This is a genomic window from Collinsella aerofaciens ATCC 25986 (genome assembly GCF_964239575.1).
GTDB classification, from domain to species: domain Bacteria; phylum Actinomycetota; class Coriobacteriia; order Coriobacteriales; family Coriobacteriaceae; genus Collinsella; species Collinsella aerofaciens_BQ.
Genome location: NZ_CAXSQQ010000001.1, coordinates 292,559 through 313,472 on the forward strand (window position 1 = coordinate 292,559; position 20,914 = coordinate 313,472).

Annotated in this window: 26 protein-coding genes; all 26 read left to right on the forward strand. The window is 59.8% G+C overall.

Annotated elements, in window-relative coordinates; translation table 11 throughout:
* The first annotated feature begins 6 nt into the window (after positions 1–6).
* Positions 7–462 (forward strand): single-stranded DNA-binding protein, encoded by a 456-nt coding sequence (locus ACESUZ_RS01445; RefSeq protein WP_373198078.1) that lies wholly within the window; start codon positions 7–9, stop codon positions 460–462.
* 10 nt (positions 463–472) lie between these two features.
* Positions 473–757: a hypothetical protein gene (locus ACESUZ_RS01450; protein WP_087193605.1), complete on the forward strand. Its 285-nt coding sequence runs from the start codon at positions 473–475 to the stop codon at positions 755–757.
* Positions 757–1,197 (forward strand): dUTP diphosphatase, encoded by a 441-nt coding sequence (gene dut, locus ACESUZ_RS01455; protein WP_373198079.1) that lies wholly within the window; start codon positions 757–759, stop codon positions 1,195–1,197. The genes ACESUZ_RS01450 and dut overlap by 1 nt, the downstream gene beginning before the upstream one ends.
* A gap of 11 nt (positions 1,198–1,208) precedes the next feature.
* Entirely contained in the window at positions 1,209–1,658 is a 450-nt protein-coding gene (locus tag ACESUZ_RS01460) for a hypothetical protein (RefSeq protein ID WP_373198080.1), read from the forward strand.
* A gap of 121 nt (positions 1,659–1,779) precedes the next feature.
* Positions 1,780–2,097, forward strand: a complete 318-nt coding sequence (locus ACESUZ_RS01465) for an HNH endonuclease (RefSeq protein ID WP_087193601.1) — start codon at positions 1,780–1,782, stop codon at positions 2,095–2,097.
* A 170-nt stretch (positions 2,098–2,267) separates the two neighbouring features.
* Positions 2,268–2,690: a hypothetical protein gene (locus tag ACESUZ_RS01470; protein WP_373198081.1), complete on the forward strand. Its 423-nt coding sequence runs from the start codon at positions 2,268–2,270 to the stop codon at positions 2,688–2,690.
* A gap of 88 nt (positions 2,691–2,778) precedes the next feature.
* A complete protein-coding gene (locus tag ACESUZ_RS01475) occupies positions 2,779–4,407 on the forward strand; it encodes a terminase large subunit (protein WP_373198082.1) in 1,629 nt (542 codons plus the stop codon).
* A 2-nt stretch (positions 4,408–4,409) separates the two neighbouring features.
* On the forward strand, positions 4,410–5,687 hold the full coding sequence (locus ACESUZ_RS01480; protein WP_373198083.1) for a phage portal protein: 1,278 nt from the start codon (positions 4,410–4,412) through the stop codon (positions 5,685–5,687).
* Positions 5,668–6,303: an HK97 family phage prohead protease gene (locus tag ACESUZ_RS01485; RefSeq protein ID WP_022386159.1), complete on the forward strand. Its 636-nt coding sequence runs from the start codon at positions 5,668–5,670 to the stop codon at positions 6,301–6,303. Before ACESUZ_RS01480 ends, ACESUZ_RS01485 begins: the two co-directional genes overlap by 20 nt.
* Before the next feature lie 4 nt (positions 6,304–6,307).
* The gene (locus ACESUZ_RS01490; protein ID WP_373198084.1) at positions 6,308–7,591 is read left to right on the forward strand and encodes a phage major capsid protein; all 1,284 of its coding nucleotides are present in this window, start codon (positions 6,308–6,310) and stop codon (positions 7,589–7,591) included.
* A gap of 10 nt (positions 7,592–7,601) precedes the next feature.
* Complete coding sequence (locus ACESUZ_RS01495; protein WP_373198085.1) at positions 7,602–7,904, forward strand: phage head-tail connector protein; 303 nt, start codon at positions 7,602–7,604, stop codon at positions 7,902–7,904.
* Positions 7,901–8,212, forward strand: coding sequence for a hypothetical protein (locus ACESUZ_RS01500; protein ID WP_373198086.1), 312 nt, complete (start codon positions 7,901–7,903; stop codon positions 8,210–8,212). Before ACESUZ_RS01495 ends, ACESUZ_RS01500 begins: the two co-directional genes overlap by 4 nt.
* The gene (locus ACESUZ_RS01505) at positions 8,205–8,576 is read left to right on the forward strand and encodes a hypothetical protein (RefSeq protein ID WP_373198087.1); all 372 of its coding nucleotides are present in this window, start codon (positions 8,205–8,207) and stop codon (positions 8,574–8,576) included. Before ACESUZ_RS01500 ends, ACESUZ_RS01505 begins: the two co-directional genes overlap by 8 nt.
* 23 nt (positions 8,577–8,599) lie before the next feature.
* Positions 8,600–8,902 (forward strand): hypothetical protein, encoded by a 303-nt coding sequence (locus tag ACESUZ_RS01510; protein ID WP_373198088.1) that lies wholly within the window; start codon positions 8,600–8,602, stop codon positions 8,900–8,902.
* Between the two features lie 10 nt (positions 8,903–8,912).
* The gene (locus tag ACESUZ_RS01515; protein WP_373198089.1) at positions 8,913–9,509 is read left to right on the forward strand and encodes a major tail protein; all 597 of its coding nucleotides are present in this window, start codon (positions 8,913–8,915) and stop codon (positions 9,507–9,509) included.
* Positions 9,510–9,519: 10 nt separating this feature from the next.
* Positions 9,520–9,933 (forward strand): hypothetical protein, encoded by a 414-nt coding sequence (locus ACESUZ_RS01520; protein ID WP_373198090.1) that lies wholly within the window; start codon positions 9,520–9,522, stop codon positions 9,931–9,933.
* A 283-nt stretch (positions 9,934–10,216) separates the two neighbouring features.
* Positions 10,217–12,871 carry a phage tail tape measure protein gene (locus tag ACESUZ_RS01525; protein WP_373198091.1) on the forward strand — a complete coding sequence of 885 codons (2,655 nt, stop codon included), beginning with the start codon at positions 10,217–10,219 and terminating at the stop codon, positions 12,869–12,871.
* On the forward strand, positions 12,861–13,598 hold the full coding sequence (locus ACESUZ_RS01530; RefSeq protein ID WP_373198092.1) for a distal tail protein Dit: 738 nt from the start codon (positions 12,861–12,863) through the stop codon (positions 13,596–13,598). The genes ACESUZ_RS01525 and ACESUZ_RS01530 overlap by 11 nt, the downstream gene beginning before the upstream one ends.
* Positions 13,589–16,555: a phage tail spike protein gene (locus tag ACESUZ_RS01535; protein ID WP_373198093.1), complete on the forward strand. Its 2,967-nt coding sequence runs from the start codon at positions 13,589–13,591 to the stop codon at positions 16,553–16,555. Before ACESUZ_RS01530 ends, ACESUZ_RS01535 begins: the two co-directional genes overlap by 10 nt.
* A gap of 5 nt (positions 16,556–16,560) precedes the next feature.
* Complete coding sequence (locus ACESUZ_RS01540; RefSeq protein WP_373198094.1) at positions 16,561–16,740, forward strand: hypothetical protein; 180 nt, start codon at positions 16,561–16,563, stop codon at positions 16,738–16,740.
* Positions 16,737–17,465, forward strand: a complete 729-nt coding sequence (locus tag ACESUZ_RS01545) for a BppU family phage baseplate upper protein (RefSeq protein WP_373198095.1) — start codon at positions 16,737–16,739, stop codon at positions 17,463–17,465. The genes ACESUZ_RS01540 and ACESUZ_RS01545 overlap by 4 nt, the downstream gene beginning before the upstream one ends.
* 15 nt (positions 17,466–17,480) lie before the next feature.
* A complete protein-coding gene (locus ACESUZ_RS01550) occupies positions 17,481–18,383 on the forward strand; it encodes a DUF6273 domain-containing protein (RefSeq protein ID WP_373198096.1) in 903 nt (300 codons plus the stop codon).
* 261 nt (positions 18,384–18,644) lie between these two features.
* The gene (locus tag ACESUZ_RS01555; protein ID WP_373198097.1) at positions 18,645–18,914 is read left to right on the forward strand and encodes a hypothetical protein; all 270 of its coding nucleotides are present in this window, start codon (positions 18,645–18,647) and stop codon (positions 18,912–18,914) included.
* 12 nt (positions 18,915–18,926) lie between these two features.
* The gene (locus tag ACESUZ_RS01560; RefSeq protein ID WP_366926434.1) at positions 18,927–19,067 is read left to right on the forward strand and encodes a DUF6273 domain-containing protein; all 141 of its coding nucleotides are present in this window, start codon (positions 18,927–18,929) and stop codon (positions 19,065–19,067) included.
* Between the two features lie 215 nt (positions 19,068–19,282).
* Entirely contained in the window at positions 19,283–20,392 is a 1,110-nt protein-coding gene (locus tag ACESUZ_RS01565; RefSeq protein ID WP_373198098.1) for an RNA-directed DNA polymerase, read from the forward strand.
* A 75-nt stretch (positions 20,393–20,467) separates the two neighbouring features.
* A complete protein-coding gene (locus tag ACESUZ_RS01570; protein ID WP_373198099.1) occupies positions 20,468–20,914 on the forward strand; it encodes a carbohydrate-binding protein in 447 nt (148 codons plus the stop codon).

Consider the following 20,914-nt stretch of genomic DNA (forward strand, 5'->3'; position numbering starts at 1 on the left):
ATAACGATGAGTCTTAACAAGATCACGCTGTCGGGCAATCTCGGCGCAGATGCCGAGCTGCGCTATACGAAGAGCGGAAACCCCGTCGTTTCGTTCTCGCTTGCTGTCAACGAGCGCACGCCGAACGGCGACGGCACATGGGGCGAATATACCAACTGGCCTGATTGCGTCATGTTCGGAAAGCGCGCTGAAGCGCTCGCGCCGTGGCTTCGCAAGGGCACCAAGATTTCGCTTATTGGTCACATCCACACGCGCAGCTATCAGAAGGACGGCCAGAGCATCAAGCGCTGGGAAGTTCGCGTTGATGACGTGGAGCTTATGCAGTACAAGCGCGACGCGCAATCACCGGCACCAGCCAACGCAGCCGCGCCCGGTCTTGCGATGGCTACCGGCGACCCGTCGCCCGTTGCGCCAGTGCAACCGGCAGCGCCAGACCTTTACGACGATGACGTACCGTTTTAGGGGGAGAAGGATGTTCGGAATCAAGAAGAAGGGCGCAGAGATCAAGCAGCCCGTTTATGTCGTGCTCGTGCCGGAGGTCGCGGCATACGCCAGTGCCGCTTCGTTCCCGGTAGATTCGGCGGGTAAGCTCGTTTTTCTCAACGACACGGTGGAGCATGAGGGCAGCGAATATCAGGTCGTCGCGATGAGCCACCGAAACAAGGTTGTTATCCGTCCGAAGGGTCAGACTTACGGCGGCAAGTGGGTTAAGGCTGGAAGCGTGCGCGTCACGCGTCATGTTCTGGGGGTGCGCTAATGATTGGCAGGAAGCTTCGCGCTAAGAAGGTCAATGAGGGAATCGAGATGCCGCGATATGCGCATGAGGGCGATGCTGGGCTTGACCTTCGCATTACCGAGACTGTCAAGCTCGAACCGATGCAGAAGTGCGTTGTCGGTTGTGGCCTTGCCGTCGAGATTCCGAGCGGTTGTGTGGGGCTGGTGTTCCCGCGCAGCGGCCTTGCGGCGAAGCAGGGCATCACGCTTTCGAATAGCGTTGGCGTTATCGACAGCGGCTATCGCGGCGAGGTGTGCGCGGCGCTCATCAATCAGAGCTATGAGACGGTGACGCTCGAAGCGGGTACGCGCGTCTGCCAGCTTGTCGTTATGCCCTATGTGCCGTGCGATCTCGTGCCGGTCGATGAGCTGAGCGACACCGAGCGCGGCGCTGGCGGCTTCGGTTCAACGGGCGTTGAGTAGGTGAAGCAACGTTGAAGGCCAAGGAGTATTTCGAGGGTATCCGTGCCGAGGTGGTGAAGACCGACAGGGCGCGGGAAATGCTCGAACGCATGAGGGCGCGTGAGGGAGCCAAGGCGCAGAGCTATCATGCTGGTGGCGGCAGCGGGTACGCGGCAGACCCGATGGATTCCGTCGCGAGGCGCATCGACTTCGAGGGGCGGCTAGAGAAGCGCATAGCCGCCGAAGAGGAAGCGCTAGACGAAGCCTGCGAAGTGCTCTACGGCAAGGACGGGCGCGGAGGGCTTGCGAAGCTGAAGGGCACGCGGTACGCAGACGCAATCTGCATGGGATACCTGCAAGCTCAACCGTGGCCTGAAATCGCCGATATCATGCAGTGCTCTCAGCAGTGGTGCCATGAGCTTTGCAATGCAGGTTTTGTGTATATAGACAAGGTAGGATGGGCGCACGTGAAGAACGCCTGATAAACGCCACTTGTGTTCACTTTCCTACTTATGCTAAAGTTCGGTACGGTGGATTAGGTCAAGGCCACGGGCAATCGCGCTCGTGGCCTTTTTCATGCCGTGACAGCTTAGGGGGTGCGCGATGGCTAAGGACTTCTCGCGCGCCTTCTACTCATCCGCCGACTGGGAACACGCCAGAGACGCGGCGCTGACGCGTGACGCTCACCTTTGCCAGCACTGCTTGCAGCAAGGAGAGATCACGCCCGCCGTCATGGTGCATCACATCACGGAGCTGACACCAGCGAACGTCAACGACCCGAACGTTGCGACCAACCTAGACAACCTCGTTAGCCTTTGCGACCGATGCCATAAGAAGGTGCATGGTTGGATAAGGCAAGGCTCAACGCGTCAAGGGTTGGCTTTCGACAGCGACGGGAACTTGATATCGCTTTCAGACTGACACACAAACACGACACAACGCGGCGCAAGCGCGGGAAATCGAACGCAAAACCGCAGGTAGACCCGCGTGACAATCCCCCCGGTCTGAAAAACGCAGACGGTGCCTAGGGCACCAACGCCGGGAGGTAATTTCATGCGCGCGCCGGATTTTCGAAAGGGGGTGGTCTTGCGATGACGGCGAAAGTAAGCAATACTTCGAAGGTTTCGCCGCGAGTTGCGGGCAGCAGCCCGCCGAAGCGCCCGGTTTCGAAGCAGAAGCGCGTAGAGAGCGAGCTGAAGAAGCTTCGCGAGATCACCAAGGGCGCTATTCCCGACGAGAAGCGAAAAGCCGTCATGCCGCTTCTAGCGAACCTCGCGTTTCTGAAGGTCAAGCTTGACGATGCCCGCGCCGATCTGCTCTACGAAGATATCTTCACCGAGTACGACAACGGCGGCGGGCAAACCGGGCTGCGCGAGCACCCCGGCTTCAGCGCATACAACAAGCTGTTCACCACGTTCTCGCGCGGCGTGAAGCAGCTTACCGACATGATGCCGAACGGCACCGCCGCTGCCGACGCGCTCATTGACTTCATCAATGAAACGCGGTACGGCTAGGGCGAAGTCTAAGGGCGGCTCGTGCGAGCGCGCGATACGCGAATACTTCGGCGGCATACTGAGCGGCGAGATCATAGCGTGCGAGAAGATGAAGCAGGTTGCCGCCCATGTCCTGCGCGACATGGACAACACCGACCCGCTCTATCCGTACCACTACCGCGAAGAGTTCGCGCAGAAGCACGTTCGGTTCATCGAAAGCTTCTGCCGCCTACCGTCCGGGCGCTTAGGGCACGATTTCAAGCTAGAGCTTTTCCAACGCGCCATTCTGTCGGTCGTTTTCGGGTTCGTTGACGCTGAGGGCGTGCGGCAATATCGCGAAGTGCTCTGGATTATGGGGCGCAAGAACGGAAAGACCGCGCTTGCGTCTGCGATAGAGCTTGACCTGCTCGTGAACGACGATGAGGGCGCGCCGGAGGTATACAACGTCGCCACCGCCCACGATCAGGCGGCAAAGGGATTCAACAACGCGTGGCGCATGGTTCAGACAAGCCCCGGGCTCGCAAAGCACATCCGCAAGCGCGTTGCAGACCTCTACTGCGATCTGAACATGGGGAGCATCCGCGCGCTGAGCGCCAACACGAACCATCTTGACGGATTGGACATTTCCGGCGCTATCGTTGACGAGCTGGCCGCGATGAAGAACCGCGATTTGTACGACCTGACGATGCAGGGCACGTCTGCACGCCGTCAGCCGCTCGTGTTGGAGATAACGACTAACGGATTCGTGCGCAATAGCATCTTCGATGCTCAGTACGAGTATGCGACCAAATGGCTTGACGGCAAGGCCACCGGCGAGAAGGCTGAGAGGTTCATCGCCTTCATATTCGAGCTTGACGAACGCGAGGAATGGGAAGACGAAGGCGCTTGGGTAAAGGCGAACCCCGGTCTCGGCACCATCAAATCGCTTTCGGCTCTTCGCCAGAACGTTTCGAAGGCGAAGGACGATGCAACTTACCTTCCGACGCTGCTAGTTAAAGATTTCAACCTGATAGAGAACCAGTCGCAAGCTTGGCTCACGTGGGCTGAAATCCATAACGAAGCGACCTTCGACCCCGGCGACGGCTCTTTCACCTATGCCGTTCTTGGAGTTGATGCGGCGGACACAACCGACCTTACCGCCGCGTGCCTTCTCATGCAGCGGCCTAACGACCCGAACATCTACGCGCTCCACATGGCGTGGATACCACTTCGCGCCTTGGAGCAAGCCGAGCGCGAGGGGCGGCGCGGAGGGCGCGACGGCGTGCCTTACGACGCGTGGATTGCGCGCGGGCTTATGCGGACGTGCGAAACGCCCATCATGGACAAGCGCGACGTTCTGGATTGGGTGGCCGAGGTGCAGGACAAGTACGGCATCTATGCCGTAGCGTGCGGCTACGACCCGTGGCACATGCGAGACGTTCCAACCGTGGAAGCATACGAAGACTATTTCGGCGCTGACAACCTGCAAAAGGTCATTCAGGGCGCGCAAACGCTGTCAATGCCGATGAAGGAGCTTCGAGCGCTCTACAAGGAAGGGCGCATCGTGGACAACGCCAACCCGATTGCCGAATGGTGCCGCTCGAACGTCGCCATTCGAACCGACGTGAACGGAAACATTCAGCCGGACAAGAAGAACCAAGACCCGCGCAACCGCATAGACGCGTGGGCTGCTGAGTGCGACGCGTTCATCGCGATGAAGAACATTGCGGACGATTACCGCGCGATGATAGGAGGTTAGAGTTGAGCAGATCACAACCGTTCGTGCGCTCGCTCTTCGATGCGGTGTTCCACCGTCCGCAGATGCAAGCTGTCAACGGCTACTTCAGCACGTTCACGGCCTATGCGCCGAGCTTCACAACATGGCAGGGTGGGCTTTACGAAGCCGAGCTGACGCGAAGCATCATCGAGAGCGGCGCAGACCACGCTAGCAAGCTGAAGCCCGAGGTTTCGGGCTCTGCTCAGCCTGTCGCGGCGCGCGCTCTCAGGCAGCAGCCTAACCCGTGGATGACAACCCCGCAGTTTATCAAGCGCATCTGGACGATTCTTCAGGTGAACGACACGGCGCTCATCATCCCGATAGACACGGGAGACGGCACCACTATAACGGGCTACTACCCCGTTCTTCCGAGCCAGTGCGAAGCATACGACGTTGACGGCGAGCTTTGGCTAATGCTCACGTTCCCGACCGGCGACAGCGTGCTTGTCGAGTGGTCGCGCGTGGGCGTTATGACACGCCACCAGTACCAAAGCGATTTGTTCGGCGACGGCACGAACGTTCTTCAGCCGACGTTGGAGCTGATGCACGCGCAGAACGAAGCCGAGCAGTCGGCTATCAATCAGGGCGCGGCGGTGCGGTTCATCGGCAAACTAAGCCAGAACCGCAACGCGGGCGACCAAGAGAAGGCGCGCAAGGCGTTCAACGCTCAGCTTTCCGCAGACAACGCGGGCGGCATCGCCGTATATGACAAGCTGTTTTCAGACGTGCAACAGATAACGCCGAACAGTTACACGGTCGATGCGGCGCAGATGGAGCGAATCGAGAAGAGCGCTTACCGCTTCTTCGGCTCCAATGAGGATATCGTCACAAACTGCGCGGACGAAGACACCTTCAACAGCTACTACGAAGGACGCATCGAGCCGTTCGCTGTCCAGCTCGGGTTCGTTATCACCTCCATGACGTACACGTCGGACGAGATAGCGCACGGAAACTCAATCATGTTCAGCGCGAACCGACTAGAGTTCGCCAGCAACACGACGAAGCTTAACGTCTCGGTCGCGCTGTTCGACCGTGGAATCTGGTGCGGCAATCAGGTTGCCGATGTTTTCCAATCGGCGCACTACGACGGCGGAGAGCGGCACGTCATACGCGGCGAGTACATCGACCTTGCGCTCATCAGCGAGCACACGGCGGAACAGGCGGCGCAGGCCGCAGAGACGAACGCAAACATAGCCGCTATCGACGCGAGCAGCGGCGTTGGAACCAGCAAGGAGGTAGACGATGCCAGCGAAACCGAGTGAGCGGCAATACCGTTCCCTTGCCGTGCCGCTCAACGTGCGGACGGCTGACGGAAGCGCGAACAAGCGCTTTGACACCGATTACTACGTCGAGGGCTACGCATCGACATTCAACGACCCATACGTGCTTTTCACCGACTGGGACGGCAACGAGTATCGCGAGATCATCGACCCCGGCGCTTTCGACGGCGCGGACATGAGCGACGTTATCATGCAGTACGACCATGCGGGCAAGGTGCTTGCGCGCATGAGCAACAACACGCTCATTGTCGAGCCTGACAAGCACGGGCTTTTCATCGCGGCAGACCTTAGCGGATCTCAGGCCGCGCGCGACCTTTACGAAGAGATTACTAACGGCCTTATTACGCGCATGTCGTGGGCTTTCAGCGTGGGCGCTGACGAATACGACCGGGACACGCACACCACGACTATTACGCGCGTCAAAAAGGTTTTCGACGTGTCGGCGGTGAGCCTTCCGGCTGACCCCAATACGGAGATTTCAGCAAGAAACCTGCTCAACGGAGTGATTGAGCAGTCGCGCAAGGAGCTTGCGCGCCGTAAGAGTGCCCTTGCAATCGCGAGGGCGACGCTGGCAATCGCCAAGAGCAGAAAGGTTTAGGACAATGGACGAACTGACTATGGATGACCTGCTTAACGAGCTTCAGGGGCTTGTTGACAAGTACAAGGCCGATGACGGCACCGATGCTGAGCCGAGCGAGCAGGACGCAGAGCGCATGAGCGCGCTTACCGCCGAGATTGAGAAGCGAAACGCCGCCGCAGCGCAGCGCCGCGACAGCCACGCCGCGACCGTCGCCGCCGCGCGCGCCGCTATCGAGAACGGCAGCGCTCGCCGCGTCGATGCCGTGCCGCTGGGCACTTCCGCGAGCGCTCGCGGCGCTCTGCCGCAGGTGCGCGACACGACCGACTACAACGCCGCCGCCCGCCGCGCTTGGGTGAAGGACATTGCCCGCCGGAGCGGCGTGCAGCTCATCGAGGGTACCGATTTCACGCAGGTTGAGCGCGACGCTTACAACGCGCTTGTCGAGCGCCGCACCGCGTTCACGCATCTGACCAGCAACACCGATGCGGTTATCCCCGTCGAGCTTCAGACGCAGATTTTCACGCTGATTGACAACACGGCTGTTCTCTACGGCGACATCCATAAGGACAACTTCCCGCATCAGTTCGAGCTTATCCGCCATAAGGGCATCACGGCTGGCGACGCGGCGAAGACCGATGAGGGCGCAGCGCCCACCGATGAGGAGCAGAACGAGTTCGACACCATCACCCTTACGGGTGAGGAGATCAAGAAGACCGTCAAGATGAGCCGCAAGATGGCGGTTCAGTCTATCAACGGCTTTGAGCAGTACATCGTCAACGAGACTGGCGCGCGCCTTGCCGTCGCTGCCAACGCGCGAGTTCACGCCAAGACGGTTGACACCACGCTTGGCATGGATTCCGGCAACAAGATTAACTGCGCAACCGCTGGCACCCTGAAGAAGGCTGATATCACCAAGCTTTTGGGCATGCTCTACACCTACGGCAACCCCGCGCCGAAGGGCTGCATTATCTACGCCAACGGCAACACCATCTGGAACCACATTGCTATGGTCGAGGATGCCAACGGGCGCTCTTACTTCGTGGACGAGAAGACCGAAGACCCCGCCGTTGAGGGGCATATCTTCGGCAAGCTCGTCAAGCGCGACGATTCGATGGCGGACGGTATCATCAAGGCGGGCTATCCCGACCTGTTCCGTGGGAACATCTTCGACGGCGTGGACGTTACGCCCTACGTCGAGCCGGGTACGCAGAAGCGCTGCTTTGACGGATACCTGCTCTTTGACGGCGGGCTTGCCGTGCCAAAGTCTTTCGGCCAGCTCACCATCGGCACCGCCGTTAAGGGTTAGGAGGTTCCGCATGGCAGAGAAGCAGAAGCTGCTTGACGCGTGCCGCGAAGCGCTGAGGATTCCCGCCGATTGCACCGACTTTGACGCTGAGATTGAAGACCTCATCGAAGCCGCCCGCGCCGCGATGCGCGCGGGCGGCGTTGCCGAGAAGGTAGCCGCCGACGATTCGAACGGCACCGTAAGGCTTGCGGCGAAGGTCTACTGCAAGGCGAACTTCGGCATGGACAACCCCGATGCCGACCGCCTTGCTCAGAGCTTCGAAGAGCTGCTTACCATGATGCGCGGAAGCTCGGAGTTCGGGGGCGCGTCATGAGCATGTGGGCTGGCACGTGCCAGCTCATAGCTAAGGCCGTCAAGAAGGACGAATACGGCGTGCAGAAGACGGAGGAAACCAAGCGCAAGGTGCCCTGCAACGTCTTCTCAATGGGCGACGCGGCCTATTACGCCGCCGCTGCCGCTGGCGTACACCCCGAAGCCGTATTGCAGATTCGCAAGAGCGCATACGAAGGTGAGCGGCTAGTCGAGTTCGACGGAGCGCGGCTCACGGTCGCGCGCGTGGATAGGTCAAGCCCCGACTTCGTGCGCCTGACGCTCTCAGAGGTGGTGGGCGACCGTGGGTGAGCAGAGCATCGAGCGCTTCATCCGAAGCTGCATGAAAGAGTGCGTGGACGATAACGTTTCCGCGCTCGCGGAGAACTCGGATGAAGCCGGAAGGCGCGCCGTGAAGCTGCTGAAGCAGAAGAGCAAGGTTCGCACCGGCGCTTACAAGAAGGGCTGGAAGGCAGACGTTACGACCGACGAGACGGGCACCGAATGCACGGTGCACAACCGCGTTTACCAACTCACGCACCTTCTGGAAAACGGACATGCCATAAAGAACCAAACCGGAAAGTATTACGGCGACGTTCCCGGTGACGGCGTTATCAGGGAGGTTGCAGACCAAGTGGCGCGTGAGTTCGCGGACATGGGGGGCGACGGGCGATGATTGGGCTAAAGGAGCTTTGCGGCATGCTCGAGTCTCTGGGCATCCCGTGGGCAAACCAGAAGTTCGCGGACGGCGAGGAACCGGCACCGCCCTTCATCTGCCTTGTCGCGGGATACAGCGAAGCGGCATACGCCGACAACAACACCTACCTATCGTGGATGCCCTACGATATCGCGCTCTACACGCGGCACCGGGACTACGCGACCGAGAAGCGCATACGCGCCGCGCTCGAAGCCGCCGAGTGCCCTTACACGCTTGGCATCACAGAGATTGATTCAGAAGAGCTTACCGAAGCGGCGTTCACCGTGAACGTCGCCGAGAGTTAGGAGAAAACAAATGGCACGAAACGGATTCTTCGGCGTGAAGAACTCGCATTTCGCGATCTGCACCGACGAAGACGCGCTTACCTACGAAGACCCCGTGCACGTCGCGGGCACAGTCGCTATCAGCATGGAGCCGACCGTTGAGACGGCGACTAGCTACGCCGACAACGAGCCTTGGCTTGACAAGCAGCAGGACAACGGCGGAAGCGGCACCATGAGCTTCTACGACACCGAGGGAACGGTAGAGCTTCGCCAGCTCATCGCAGACCTCGTGGGCTACGAGATTGCGCAGGACGGGCGAACCATCCTGAGCGCAGACCGAACGCCTAAAAAGTTCGCCTTCATGTGCGAGCAGCCGGGGCACGTGCTCGGTCGCCGCCGCTGCCTTCTCATGTGCCAGCTCTCTAAGCCGACGCAGGAGCTTAACACCGTTCAGGACACGCCGGAGATTACGCAGCTCGATTACCCGTTCACGTGGCGACCCGTCACCATCCCCGCCACCGACATTCGCACGAGTGGCTACGACAGCTTCACCGGCCTTGCCGATTACGACACCTTCTTTGATGCGGTCAATATCGAGCTGGCACACAAGACCAAACCGACCGTCTAGGAGGTAGCGAATGCTTATCAAGGTTGGCGAAAAGAGCTACGAAGCGACCTTCAACGCGTTCACACCGATTGCCTATTCTCGATGCTTCAACGAGGTTGTCGAGGGCGGAAGGAAGCGCCCGAAGGACATAGCGGACGCGGTTTCTAAGATCGCCGGTTCTCTCATGACTAGCGACGTGCCCGCTATCGTCCCGCTGCTCGAAATCTTCTACGCGTGCATCAAGACCGCAACGCCGAAGTTCGATACCGGATTCGATGAGTGGGTTTCGTCCTTCCCGTTGGACGCGTACAACTTGGAGCGCAAGGACGGTTGGGCTTCCGACGTGATGCGCATTGTCGAGGACAACTTTTTTCCTTCGGCGACCGAGGACGTGGAAGCCGCGCCCGCCGAAGAGGAAGGCGCCACCGCTGCCAAGCGAGCTTAGCGACGCGTGCGACGCGCGATACATCTACAACTGCCAGCAATGCGGCCTGACGCTATCAGACCTTCATATGATGAGCTACCGGCAGGTGCAAGACCTGTTTGAGATCAACGCGTTCTACGCCGACGCTGCGGAGCACTACGACGAGGACGAGAAGGCGTGCAAAGCCGAAGCCGCGTTCTGGTCATGACGTGACATGAAGTGAGTTCTTGACGGCAGCGCACCCGCGCGGGCGCGCTGCTTCAAGCACTCATGGGCACTTTGACAAACGAAGAGGGGTGATTACGTGGCTGTTTCCTACAAGGGTCTTGTTATCAAGTTCGGCGGGGATACGACCGAGCTTCAAAGCGCCCTGAAGAAGGTTCAGCAGGAATCGCGCAACACCCAAAGCGACTTGCGCGATATCAACAAGGCGCTGAAGTTCGACCCCGGCAACACCGAGCTGCTAGAGCAGAAGGTAAAGGCGCTCAACTCGGCATACGACGAGACGAAGCAGAAGCTTGACGTTTACAAGCAAGCGCTCGCTCAGTTGGAGAGCAAGAAGCAGAGCGGCGCGAAGCTCACGGCTCAGGAAGAACGGCAGTACGACAGCCTGAAGCGCGCGATCATGCAGTGCGAGCGCCAGCTTGACAGCTACGGCACAGAGCTTGCGGACACCGCGCGACAGGCCGAAGGCTCGAAGACGGCTCTTGGCAAGCTCGGCCAGACCATCGAGGACAACGCCGACAAGATTTCAAACGCCGGTTCCAAGGTGTCGAGCGCAGGAACGGCATTGTCTGGCGGCATCATCGGCGCTGCCGGTGCACTTACCGGCCTTGCATCTAGCCAAGAGGAAGCCATACAGCAGAGCGGGCAGTTGGAAACCGCTTGGGTGAGCGCTGGCGGCACTGCCGAACAGGCTTCATCGACCTACGCGATGTTCTACCGCATCCTTGGGCAGAGCGACACGGCGACGGAAGCGAGCCAGAACCTAGCGCGCCTTACCACCAACCAGCAGGATCTTCAGCAGTGGACTGACATTGCTGCGGGCGCATACGCGACGTTCGGCGACGCGCTGCCGCTCGAAAACCTTGCGGAAGCCGCGCAGGAGACGGCGCACACGGGAACCGTCACAGGCGGTCTTGCCGACGCTCTCAACTGGTCTACGGCATCAGCCGAGCAGTGGAGCGCGGCGCTTTCCGGGCACTCTTCGGCTCAGGCCGCCTTCAATCAGGCCGTCGCAGAAGGCCAGACGAAAGAAGATGCCTTCAATGCCGCGCTTGCCGCGTGCGGAAGCGAGCAGGAGCGGTCGCAGCTCATCACCGAGACGCTCACCGGGCTTTACGCCGACGCTGGGCGGCAGTACCAAGAGACGAACAAAGACCTTCTCGCTTCGCGCGACGCGCAGAACGAGATGAACCAGAGCATGCAGGAACTCGGCGAAGCGGCAATGCCAGTCAAGACCGCCGTAACCGAGATCGGGACAAGCCTTCTTAACACGCTCGCGCCCGCGCTCGAAACCGTCACGGGCTGGTACAAGAGCCTGTCGCCAGAGCAGCAGACGCTTGTTAACAACCTCGCGCTCGGCGCGGTCGCCTTCGGCGGCGTGACTACCGCCATTGGTAAGACGATGGAAGCGGCGGAGGGCGTGGGAAGCGCCTTCAAGACCGCTGGCGAGCTTTGGGGCGGCGCTAAGAAGCTCATGGGAGATACGGGCTTTCTGAGCAAGATAGGTACCGGGTTCTCAAACATCGTCAGCAAGGCGGGCGGTCTGGGAACCATGCTCACCGGCACGCTTTCTAGCGGCTGGACGGGCTTCACCGGGCTTATCGCCGCCCATCCTATCGGCCTTGGCGTTGCCGCCGTGTCAGCCGCCGTGGGTGGCCTTACGTGGTTCTTCACTCAGACCGAGACGGGCAAGCAGATGTGGTCTGACTTCACCGGCTGGATTTCGGAGAAGTGGCAAGGCGTGCAGGATTTCTTCGCGGGCGTTCCTGAGTTCTGGGGCGGAATCTGGGAGCAGGTCAGCACTGGCGTTTCGGATTTCTGCACCGGCGTTGGCGAGAAGTGGGAACAGCTGAAGCAAGGGGCTTCCGACACTTGGGAGAACATCAAAACCGGAGCTTCGAACGCTTGGAACGATCTGAAAACCAACGTCGGGAACCTCGCGCAAGGCGCGGTCGATACCGTGTCTAACGGGTGGAACAACCTAACCGGCAACACCGATTCGGCCTTCGGGCAAATCGCTTCCACGGTACAGAACGACATGAACACCGCGAAGACCGTTGGCAGCTCGGCGGCTGGTGCTCTGCAAGCCGCGATGAACGGCGATTGGGAGACGGCGAAGAGCCAAGCGGCAAACGCCTTCAACGCCATCAAGGACAACATCGGCTCGAAGCTTGACGCTGCCGAGAGCACGGCGGTTAGCATCGCAGACCGCATCGGCGACAAACTGGGGTTCCCCGGCCTTGGCTCGAAGGTTCAGGGCGTGTTCGACGGCATCAGGGGCTTCATCGAGAACCCGATTGAAAGCGCGTGGAACGCGATTTCCGGCATTCCGGGAAAGATCATGAACGCGTTCAGCGGTATTCGAATCAGCATCCCGAAGCCGAAGATGCCGCACTTCAACGTGAGCTGGAACGACTTCGGGCCAATCAAGCTGCCTAGCGTCAGCGTGAGCTGGTACGCGAAAGGCGGAATCTTCGACGCGCCGTCGATCATCGGCGTTGGCGAAGCGGGACGGGAGGCAGTTCTTCCCATTGACCGACTGTCAGACCTCATGGCCGATGCGCTGACGCAGATCGGGGCTTTCGGGAAGCAGCCGCCAACTCAGGTCGTAACCGTGAGCGTCGAGCTTAACGCACAGATTCGTGATGGCGTGGACGCATACGAGACAGGCCAGCAGATCGGCGCTGGCATTGCAAGCAAGCTGAAGCAAAGGGGGGTGCCAGTTGCAACTTAGACGGACTAGGAACCAGCACGACCGAATCATATTCAACGGCACCGACCTGTCGAAGCTGGTCTACTGCAAGGTGCGCCGCCCCATCATGGCGACCGTCAACGCGACGTTCGAGAGCGTGCCGGGGCGGCACGGCGAGGTCTTCAAGAGCGCCTACCGTGGCGGCTACGACCTTCCCGTTGAGATTTGGCTTAGGACTGAAGACCGCCGCGAGGTCGCGGAGATGCGGCACAGGCTCGCGGCGGCTCTCTGGACTGACGAACCCGCGCCGCTCTACCTTCCCGATGACCCGACGCGCTACCTGCTCGCAATCGTGAGCGGAAGCACCGACCTAGACGAGATCACGGACGATTGCCCGACAACCACCGTTACGTTCCACATCGGCGACCCCGACTATTACGGCCAGAAGCGCCGCATGGAGGTTTTGGCGGGCAACGTCTACGTCAACGCCGGAGGAAACCGACCCGCACATCTGAAGGTAACGGCGAAGCCCGCCGCTGGAAGCACGTGGCGGATTAAGAACGTCGATACCGGCGAGTTCGTGGCTATCAACACCGCGCTCACGTCTTCGAGCACCATACGGCTTGACATGGCGACCGAGCGAGCAACGGTCAACAACCAGACCGCACCGGTAACGATTGACTCGGATTACTTCGAGATAAACGGGCGCTGCCACCTGAACATCACCAACGGCACAGCGATTCTTGAGTGGGTGGAGAGATGGCTTTAATCAGACGAATAGGCTTCACCCGGTTCAGCAGGTGGGGCGACAACCTAGGCAGGCTCACGGTAAGCGAAGCAACGCACACGGACGCTCTTGACGGGACGGACGAGCTGAAGATCACGTGCTCCGAAGACCTCGTGAAGGGCGACCGCGTAGTTTGGATTGACCTTCATAGCGTGTGCCACGAACACATCGTGGACACCATCGACCGCGTACACGACGATGACGGCGCGCCAGAGACGCAAGCCGTTTGCATCAACTCGGTTAACGAGACGTGGGACGACTGGTTGGACGATAAGCGGCCTTCTGGCGGAGTGTCGGTAGCCCTCACGTCCATTCTCGCAGACACGCGCTGGGAGGTTGGCACGTGCGATCAGGGCGGCAGCGCTTCGCGCACCTTCTACCATGAGAGCGTGCGCGAGGGCTTGGCCGGAATCATCGAGACGTGGGGCGGCGAGCTTGAAACGCTCATCGTCCACGACGGCTCGAGCATCGTTAGCCGTCGCGTTGGCGTGCGCGCGAAGCGCGGCAACCAGAGCAGCGCTAAGCGGTTCACATGGACTAAAGACCTCGTTTCCGTCAAGCGCTCGGTTGCGAGCGACAACCCGAAGACGCGCGTTTACGGCTACGGCAAAGGCGTTGAGACTGAGGGCGGCGGCTACGGTCGCCGCCTTACCTTCGGCGATATCAACGACGGAAAAGACTACGTGGAGGATGCCGAAGCCACCGCCGTTTGGGGGCACCCTGACGGCGAGGGCGGCATTCTGCCCGCAGTAGCGGCCTACGTCAACGAGCAGTGCGAGGACGCGGCGCAGCTCTTGCGGGAAACGCAAGACTACCTAGAGCAGGTGAAGGAGCCGAAAGTAACCTACACCGCTTCCGTTATCGACCTATACGCGTTCGGGCGCTCGTGGGAGGGCGTGGGCGTTGGCGATGACGTGGCGATCATCGACAAGGGATTTTCTGCCGAGGGCGTGCGCCTTCATGGCCGCGTGTCTCAGATTGAGCGCGACTTGCTCACCGGCGATGCTACCGTTACGTTCGGCACGCTTACGGACACGATGGCCGACATGTGGGCGAGTGTTAACAACGCGCTTAAGAGCAACAGCAAGCAAAACGCGCTCTACGACGCGGCGGCTGGCACGTCGGTATCGTGGCTCATTCAGCTTCAGCAAGCGCTCAACGCTCAGTTCAACGCGGTTGGCACCTACCATGTCGAGACGTTCGAGCTTGGCGAGATCTGGAGCAACGTACCGCTGAACCCCGAAACGGGTTTGCCGGTCAAGGCTACCGCCGACATGTGGGCTATCAACGTCAACGGGCGCGGTCAGCGGTTGGCCGCTGGCCTTACGTCAGACGGTCAATGGGATTGGCGAACGTTCTTCACGGGCGGCATGGTGACTGCCGATGTTATCAACGCTGGCACCATGAAGGCCGACCGCGTGCGCGCCGGTCTGCTCACCGACGAGAAGGGAAACAACTACTGGGATTTGACCAACGGCGAGTTCGCGCTTTCCGCTTCGGCGACAGTTGATGGCGAGACGGTGGATCAAATCGCGAGCGATGCCGCGAGCGAAGCGCAGAAGGCTGCTGTCGAAGCGGCTGAGCAGGCGGACGCTAAACGCTTGGAAGAAGCGAAGAAGTACGCATCGGAGCAGGCTGCATCGGCAGGAACCGACGCAAAGAAGCAGGCGCAATTCTACGTTGACGCTCTCAACGAATCCCTCGGTCAGAAGAGCATCTTCGACCGTCTCACGAACAACGGTCAGGTTCAGGGTATCTACCTGAAGGACGGCAAGGTTTACATCAACGGAACCTATATCGACACAGGCGTTCTCGACGCCGACCTGCTGACCGCTGGCATCATCGCCGACAAGGCGGGAAAGAACTACTGGGATTTGACAACCGGCGAGTTCGCGCTTTCCGGCGACGCCACGGTTGGGGACGGCACGGCGGGCAAGACGGTAACCGCCGTTGATGTGCAATATGGAAACTCTTCTAGCTCATCGACAGCGCCGACCACGTGGACAACCTACGCGAACTGGAAGCAGGGGCAGTACCTATGGACGCGCCTAAAGCTCACGCTCGCCGATGGAACAACAGAGTACACATCAGCACGGCGCATGGCCGATACTGACGGCATCGGCGTGTCTCAGGTGCGCGAGCAATACTATCTGAGCACGAGCAGCAGCACACAGACGGGCGGTAGCTGGCAATACTACCAGCCCGCGTGGGTTTCAGGCCGTTACTACTGGACGCGGAGCGCTATAACATGGTCAGACGGAACAGTGACATACACAACGCCCGTTTTGGCTCGTGCCCTCACGTCCGGCAACCAGTCAACGGACGATCTGGATGCATCGCTCACGCAGAGAGACGTTTTCAACCGTCTGACCAACAACGGCAAGACACAGGGAATCTACCTGTCAAACGGCCTTATTTACATCAACGGCGAGTACATCCGTGCGAACACCATATCGACCGACAGGATAGAAACCACGCGTAACTCTGGGACGTACGTAAACGTTGGCACGACCTCTGACAACTACACGGGAGCAAGCTTTTTCACGAGAAATAACAACTATCTGAACATCGCGTCTATTCATGCTGTCGATTCTCCGTCCGGCACTATAAACGGTGTCGGTTTCGAGACGTCTAATAAGGCGTTTCTAGATGCGAGCACGTACTACAGGCATGTCGTGCTCGAAACCCCCGAGGTTGACGGGTTCATGTCGAACTCGAACGAGCGCCTTTCAATGAGATCGGGAAGCGATTGGTTCGTGAACCTGCTTGCCGGTGGGTTTGGCCAACGAGGATTGTTCTTTGACGCTAACGATGTGGTTATTCAGTTTGACAGAACGCATTACGTGCGCATCACCAGCGACGGCGTTCAGTGCAGATGTGGGAGCAACGGTTTCGGATGGCTAAACGGGCAGTTCCATGAAAACCTGGTTTGGAGTTGATGAATATGAACGAGCCAATCAATGAAAAGCCCGTCATGAGCGAGCCTTCTCAGGAATACGGGCTGCGTGAAGCAGTCATTGATACAAACGCCGCCGTTCAGCGGCTTGCGGAACTTGTTTCTCAGGCGCTTACTGTCATTCAAGGAATAAGCAATATATCGGTCGAGGAAGGCGGCGAGCAATGAGCAACACGCGAACGCTCGAACTCGATATCTCGAAGGAGGGAACGGGAGCCTGCGTCAAGGTGGGTCAGGGCGACGATGGCGGAACCACCATCAAGGCGCTTATCTACGACAACGGCGCTGAGTTCGCGCTTTCGGGCGCTACGGCATGGCTCGTGGTGCTTTTGCCGAACAAGCGCAACTACTATCGCGGCCAGTGCTCGGTGAGCGGTAACGCCGCCACGATCACGGTTGACGAATCCAAGCTTTGCAGCGTGTCCGGCTACACCGACGAAGCCTATTTCACGATCACGAAGAGCGGCAAGACCTATTCGACGGAGCGCTTCGCAATCGAAATCCTGCGCAGCGCTCTTGACGGGCAGCAGCCCGCGCAGAACTGGGACGATGCCGTGCAAGACCTCATCGACCGTGGCAATCAAGCCGTAAGCTCAGCAAACAGCGCGGCCAGCGCGGCAAACGGCGCGGCGGAGGATGCCACCGCCGCTGCGCAGAACGCGCTTAACATCGCAAACTCTATTGCTTCTATCGAGCCGCCCTCAGATGACGAGGTGCAAGAGCTGCGCGAAGAGAACGCGACGCTTGCGACGGCGCTTGTGGAGCTACAGGACGGCTACATAGTCCTTGGCGAAACGGCGTACATGCCCACCAACAGACGCACCGCACTTTCTAGCGAGACCGTAACCGTCGCTCAGGCGACCGTGAGCGGCGAGACGGCGATGCTCAACTAAGGAAGGAGAAAAGCAATGGCCGACTTGTCGAAGTTCTCTATCGGCGGAACCGCCTACAATCTGAAGGATTCTTCTGCGCGCAACACGGCGAACGCCGTAACGACTGCCGAGGAATACGACCGACAGCACAACACAAACTCTTACGCTGGGCGCTCGCTCGCTTCGGTCTTCGCAAACGAGATCGGGAGCACCGACATTTACACGTGGCTTCGCAACCGCGCGCGAAACGCCAACTTCGCCGGTCTGCGCATCGGCGACTATATAGACGTGCCCATCACGGCGGGCGCTAACGTCCCCGCGCAGACGGTGCGCTACCGAATCGGAGCAATCGACCAGTATTACAACTGCGGCGACACCGCCAAGGGGCACCATATCGTCATGGTGCCGCTCGCGCCCGTGAGCGTCACCGGAGACAAGGCATCAAACACCAGCTACCTTCAGTGGCGAGATACGAACGACAACAACGGTACCGCCGAGGAAAAGCACCCTTACTTGGTTTCGAAGCTGCACGACTGGGAAATCAACGACTTCCTGCCAGCGCTGCCGACTGCGCTTCAGAGCGCCATTCTCTCGCAGCGCGTGCTTCTCGAAGAGCGATATTCGTCTTCGGGAAATCTCACAGAAGCGAGCGGTTGGAGCTGGGCAGACTTGGGCAAGATTTGGTCGCCCTCAGAGATGGAGGTTTACGGGTGCCCGGTCTGGGGAAGCAAGGGCTACTCTGTAGGCTTCGATAGCCAGTTCCCCATCTTCACTGACACCGCAAGCCGCATCGCGGGCGGTCGCGTCTATTGGTGGCTGCGCTCCGTCATGGGCGGGTCTTCGTCCAACGCGTGCTATGTCAGCAGCAACGGCTATGCCGGCAACAATGCCCCGACGAACGACTGGATGCGCCCCCTGCCGTGCTTCCTCCTAGGCTGATAAAATCAGCCGTACTAGGTACTGGTCTGGCGCATGCCTTGCGCATGCGCCTTTGCGTCCCCGCGCGAAGCGCGGGCGAAGCAATTTTCAAAAATCACGGAGGGGGGGGGATGTTGAAAATTGAGCGGCGTATATGTGCGGAACCGCAACCTAAGCTCGTTCGAGTATTTCAACACTGCTGTTTCGATTCGAAACGACGTGACGCGTCTAGTGGCTTCGTCGGCGGTGCCGAAGTCTTATCGCTTCATCCTCGCCGTCCCCATGGCGGAGACGGCGCGAAGCTTGGTGTTCAATCTGGTTAAGGCTGATGCCTTCTACCCGAACACGGCTCGCAACGTCGAAGAGCGCAAGCATTACATGACGCTTGCGATAGCGGACTTGCAGCAGCTATACCAAGACCTGCAATGCCTTATGGCTATGAATCTGCCGGTGAAGGTCGCGCGGTTCGAAGCGATATCAGAGAGCATAGAGAGCGACATAAAGCTGATAAAGGGTGCTCGCGCGGGCGTGAAGCTCATTGGGAAGGGGTAAGATGGTCGCGCGTTGTCCCTTGGAAATCATCGCGTCAATTGGTGGCTGCGCTCCGTCATGGGCGGGTCTTCGTCCAACGCGTGCAATGTCAACAGCAACGGCAATGCCAACAACAATGCCCCGACGAACGACTGGATACGCCCCCTGCCGTGATTCCCAAGCCTTGCCAGACCGTGCGGCCATAAGCGCCGCGCGCCGTGCATTTGAGGAAGGAAGGGGCGACCGTCGGGCGCAAGCCCGTAAATATGCACCCCGCGACGGTTGCCGTTCGCTGCTTGCATGGCGCGGTTCTCGGCTTCCGACCGCGTTTCATGGTCAACCGTCAAGCGGCTGCTGGATGCCGGTTGTGAGCCGCGCGGGGTGCCCTCATGAACTCTGAAGAGCGCAGGGCTGCGCGACGCGCAAGGCGCGATGCCAAGCGCGCGGAGAATCGGGCTAGGCGCATCGAGGGATGCACGCTGGAAGCCGTCGCCGACCTCGATAACCTATACGATGCCGCCAACGGCGCTGCCGCTGGCGTTCGCTGGAAATCGAGCGTGCAGCGCTACATGGCGCGCGTCGTTCCAAACATCATGAGGGCGCGCCGCGACCTTCTCACGGGCGCCGACTTCCGGCGCGGCTTCATCGAGTTCGACTTGTTCGAGCGCGGCAAGCTTCGCCACATCTGCTCTGTGCACTTCTCGGAGCGCGTGATACAGAAGTCTTTGAGCCGTCACGCCCTCGCTCCCGCGATCTGGCCTACCCTCACCGAAGGATGCGCCGCGAACGTCAAGGGGCGCGGAACCGACTACGCGATTCGCCGGATGAAGCGCCAGCTTGTCGAGCACCACCGAAAGCACGGAACGGAAGGCTACATCTTGCAGGTCGATTTCGCGGACTACTTCGCAAACATCGACCACGACGCTTGCAAGCGCCTTATCGACCGCGCCATTGACGATGAGCGGGTTAAGCGCGTCATGGCAGACCAGATAGACGCTCACGGAGCGCGCGGCTTGGGTCTTGGCAGCGAGCCGAATCAGATTCTAGCGGTCGCCCTACCGTCTCCGGTTGACCATCTGATGCTGTCCCTTCCGGGCATCTTGGCGAGCGGGCGCTACATGGACGATAGCTATTGCATCGCTCTTGACAAGCAGACGCTTTGGGACGCGTTTTCGCTCATCGAATCGCTCTGCGACGATCTGGGAATCATCATCAACCGCAAGAAGACGCGCGTTGTGAAGCTCACGCGCGGATTCACGTTCCTTAAGAAGAGGTTTTCGTATGGCGAGGGCGGAAAAGTGGTTGTTCGCCCGTGCCGTTCCTCCGTGACGCGACAGCGGCGCAAGTTGAAGAAGCAAGCCGCGTTGGTCGCCAAAGGGGTTATGACCGTCGAGCAGGTCAACCAATCCTACCAGTCGTGGCGCGGCAGCATGAAGCGCCTGAACGCGCACGAGACGGTAAAACGCATGGACGCGCTCTATAAGGAGCTTTTCGGCTAAAAGGAAACACGAAATTAGGCACCCAAGCCCTCGCACTAGCGGGGGCTTTTTTGTTACCGAGAGAAAGGGGAAATGATGGCACTTACCGAAGACGAAGAGGGCATGGTTCGCGCGATCATCGCAATCTTCAAGGCGCAAGCCCCGTCCCTATCGTCGGACGTTGCGGCCAAGTGCTCCGTGCTTTTCGCGGAGTGGGACGGGGACGGCCACGCCTACGCAGAGGGCGAGCGCGTGAGTTACGAGGGAGTTCTTTACGTATGCCTTCAGGCGCACACGTCGCAACCCGATTGGTCGCCCACGGCAGCTCCGAGCCTTTGGGCGAAGGTCGTTGAGTATGCAAGTGGCGGTGATGACCCGTCGAGCATTCCCGAGTGGGTGCCGCCGAGCAACGAGAACCCTTACCCGAAGGGCGCTGTCGTGCGCCATAACGGCAAGGTCTGGGAATCCCTCGTTGCTAACAACGTCTGGGAGCCGGGGGCTGTCGGAACCGAAACCGTCTGGCGAGAGGTGACGGAGGGCTGA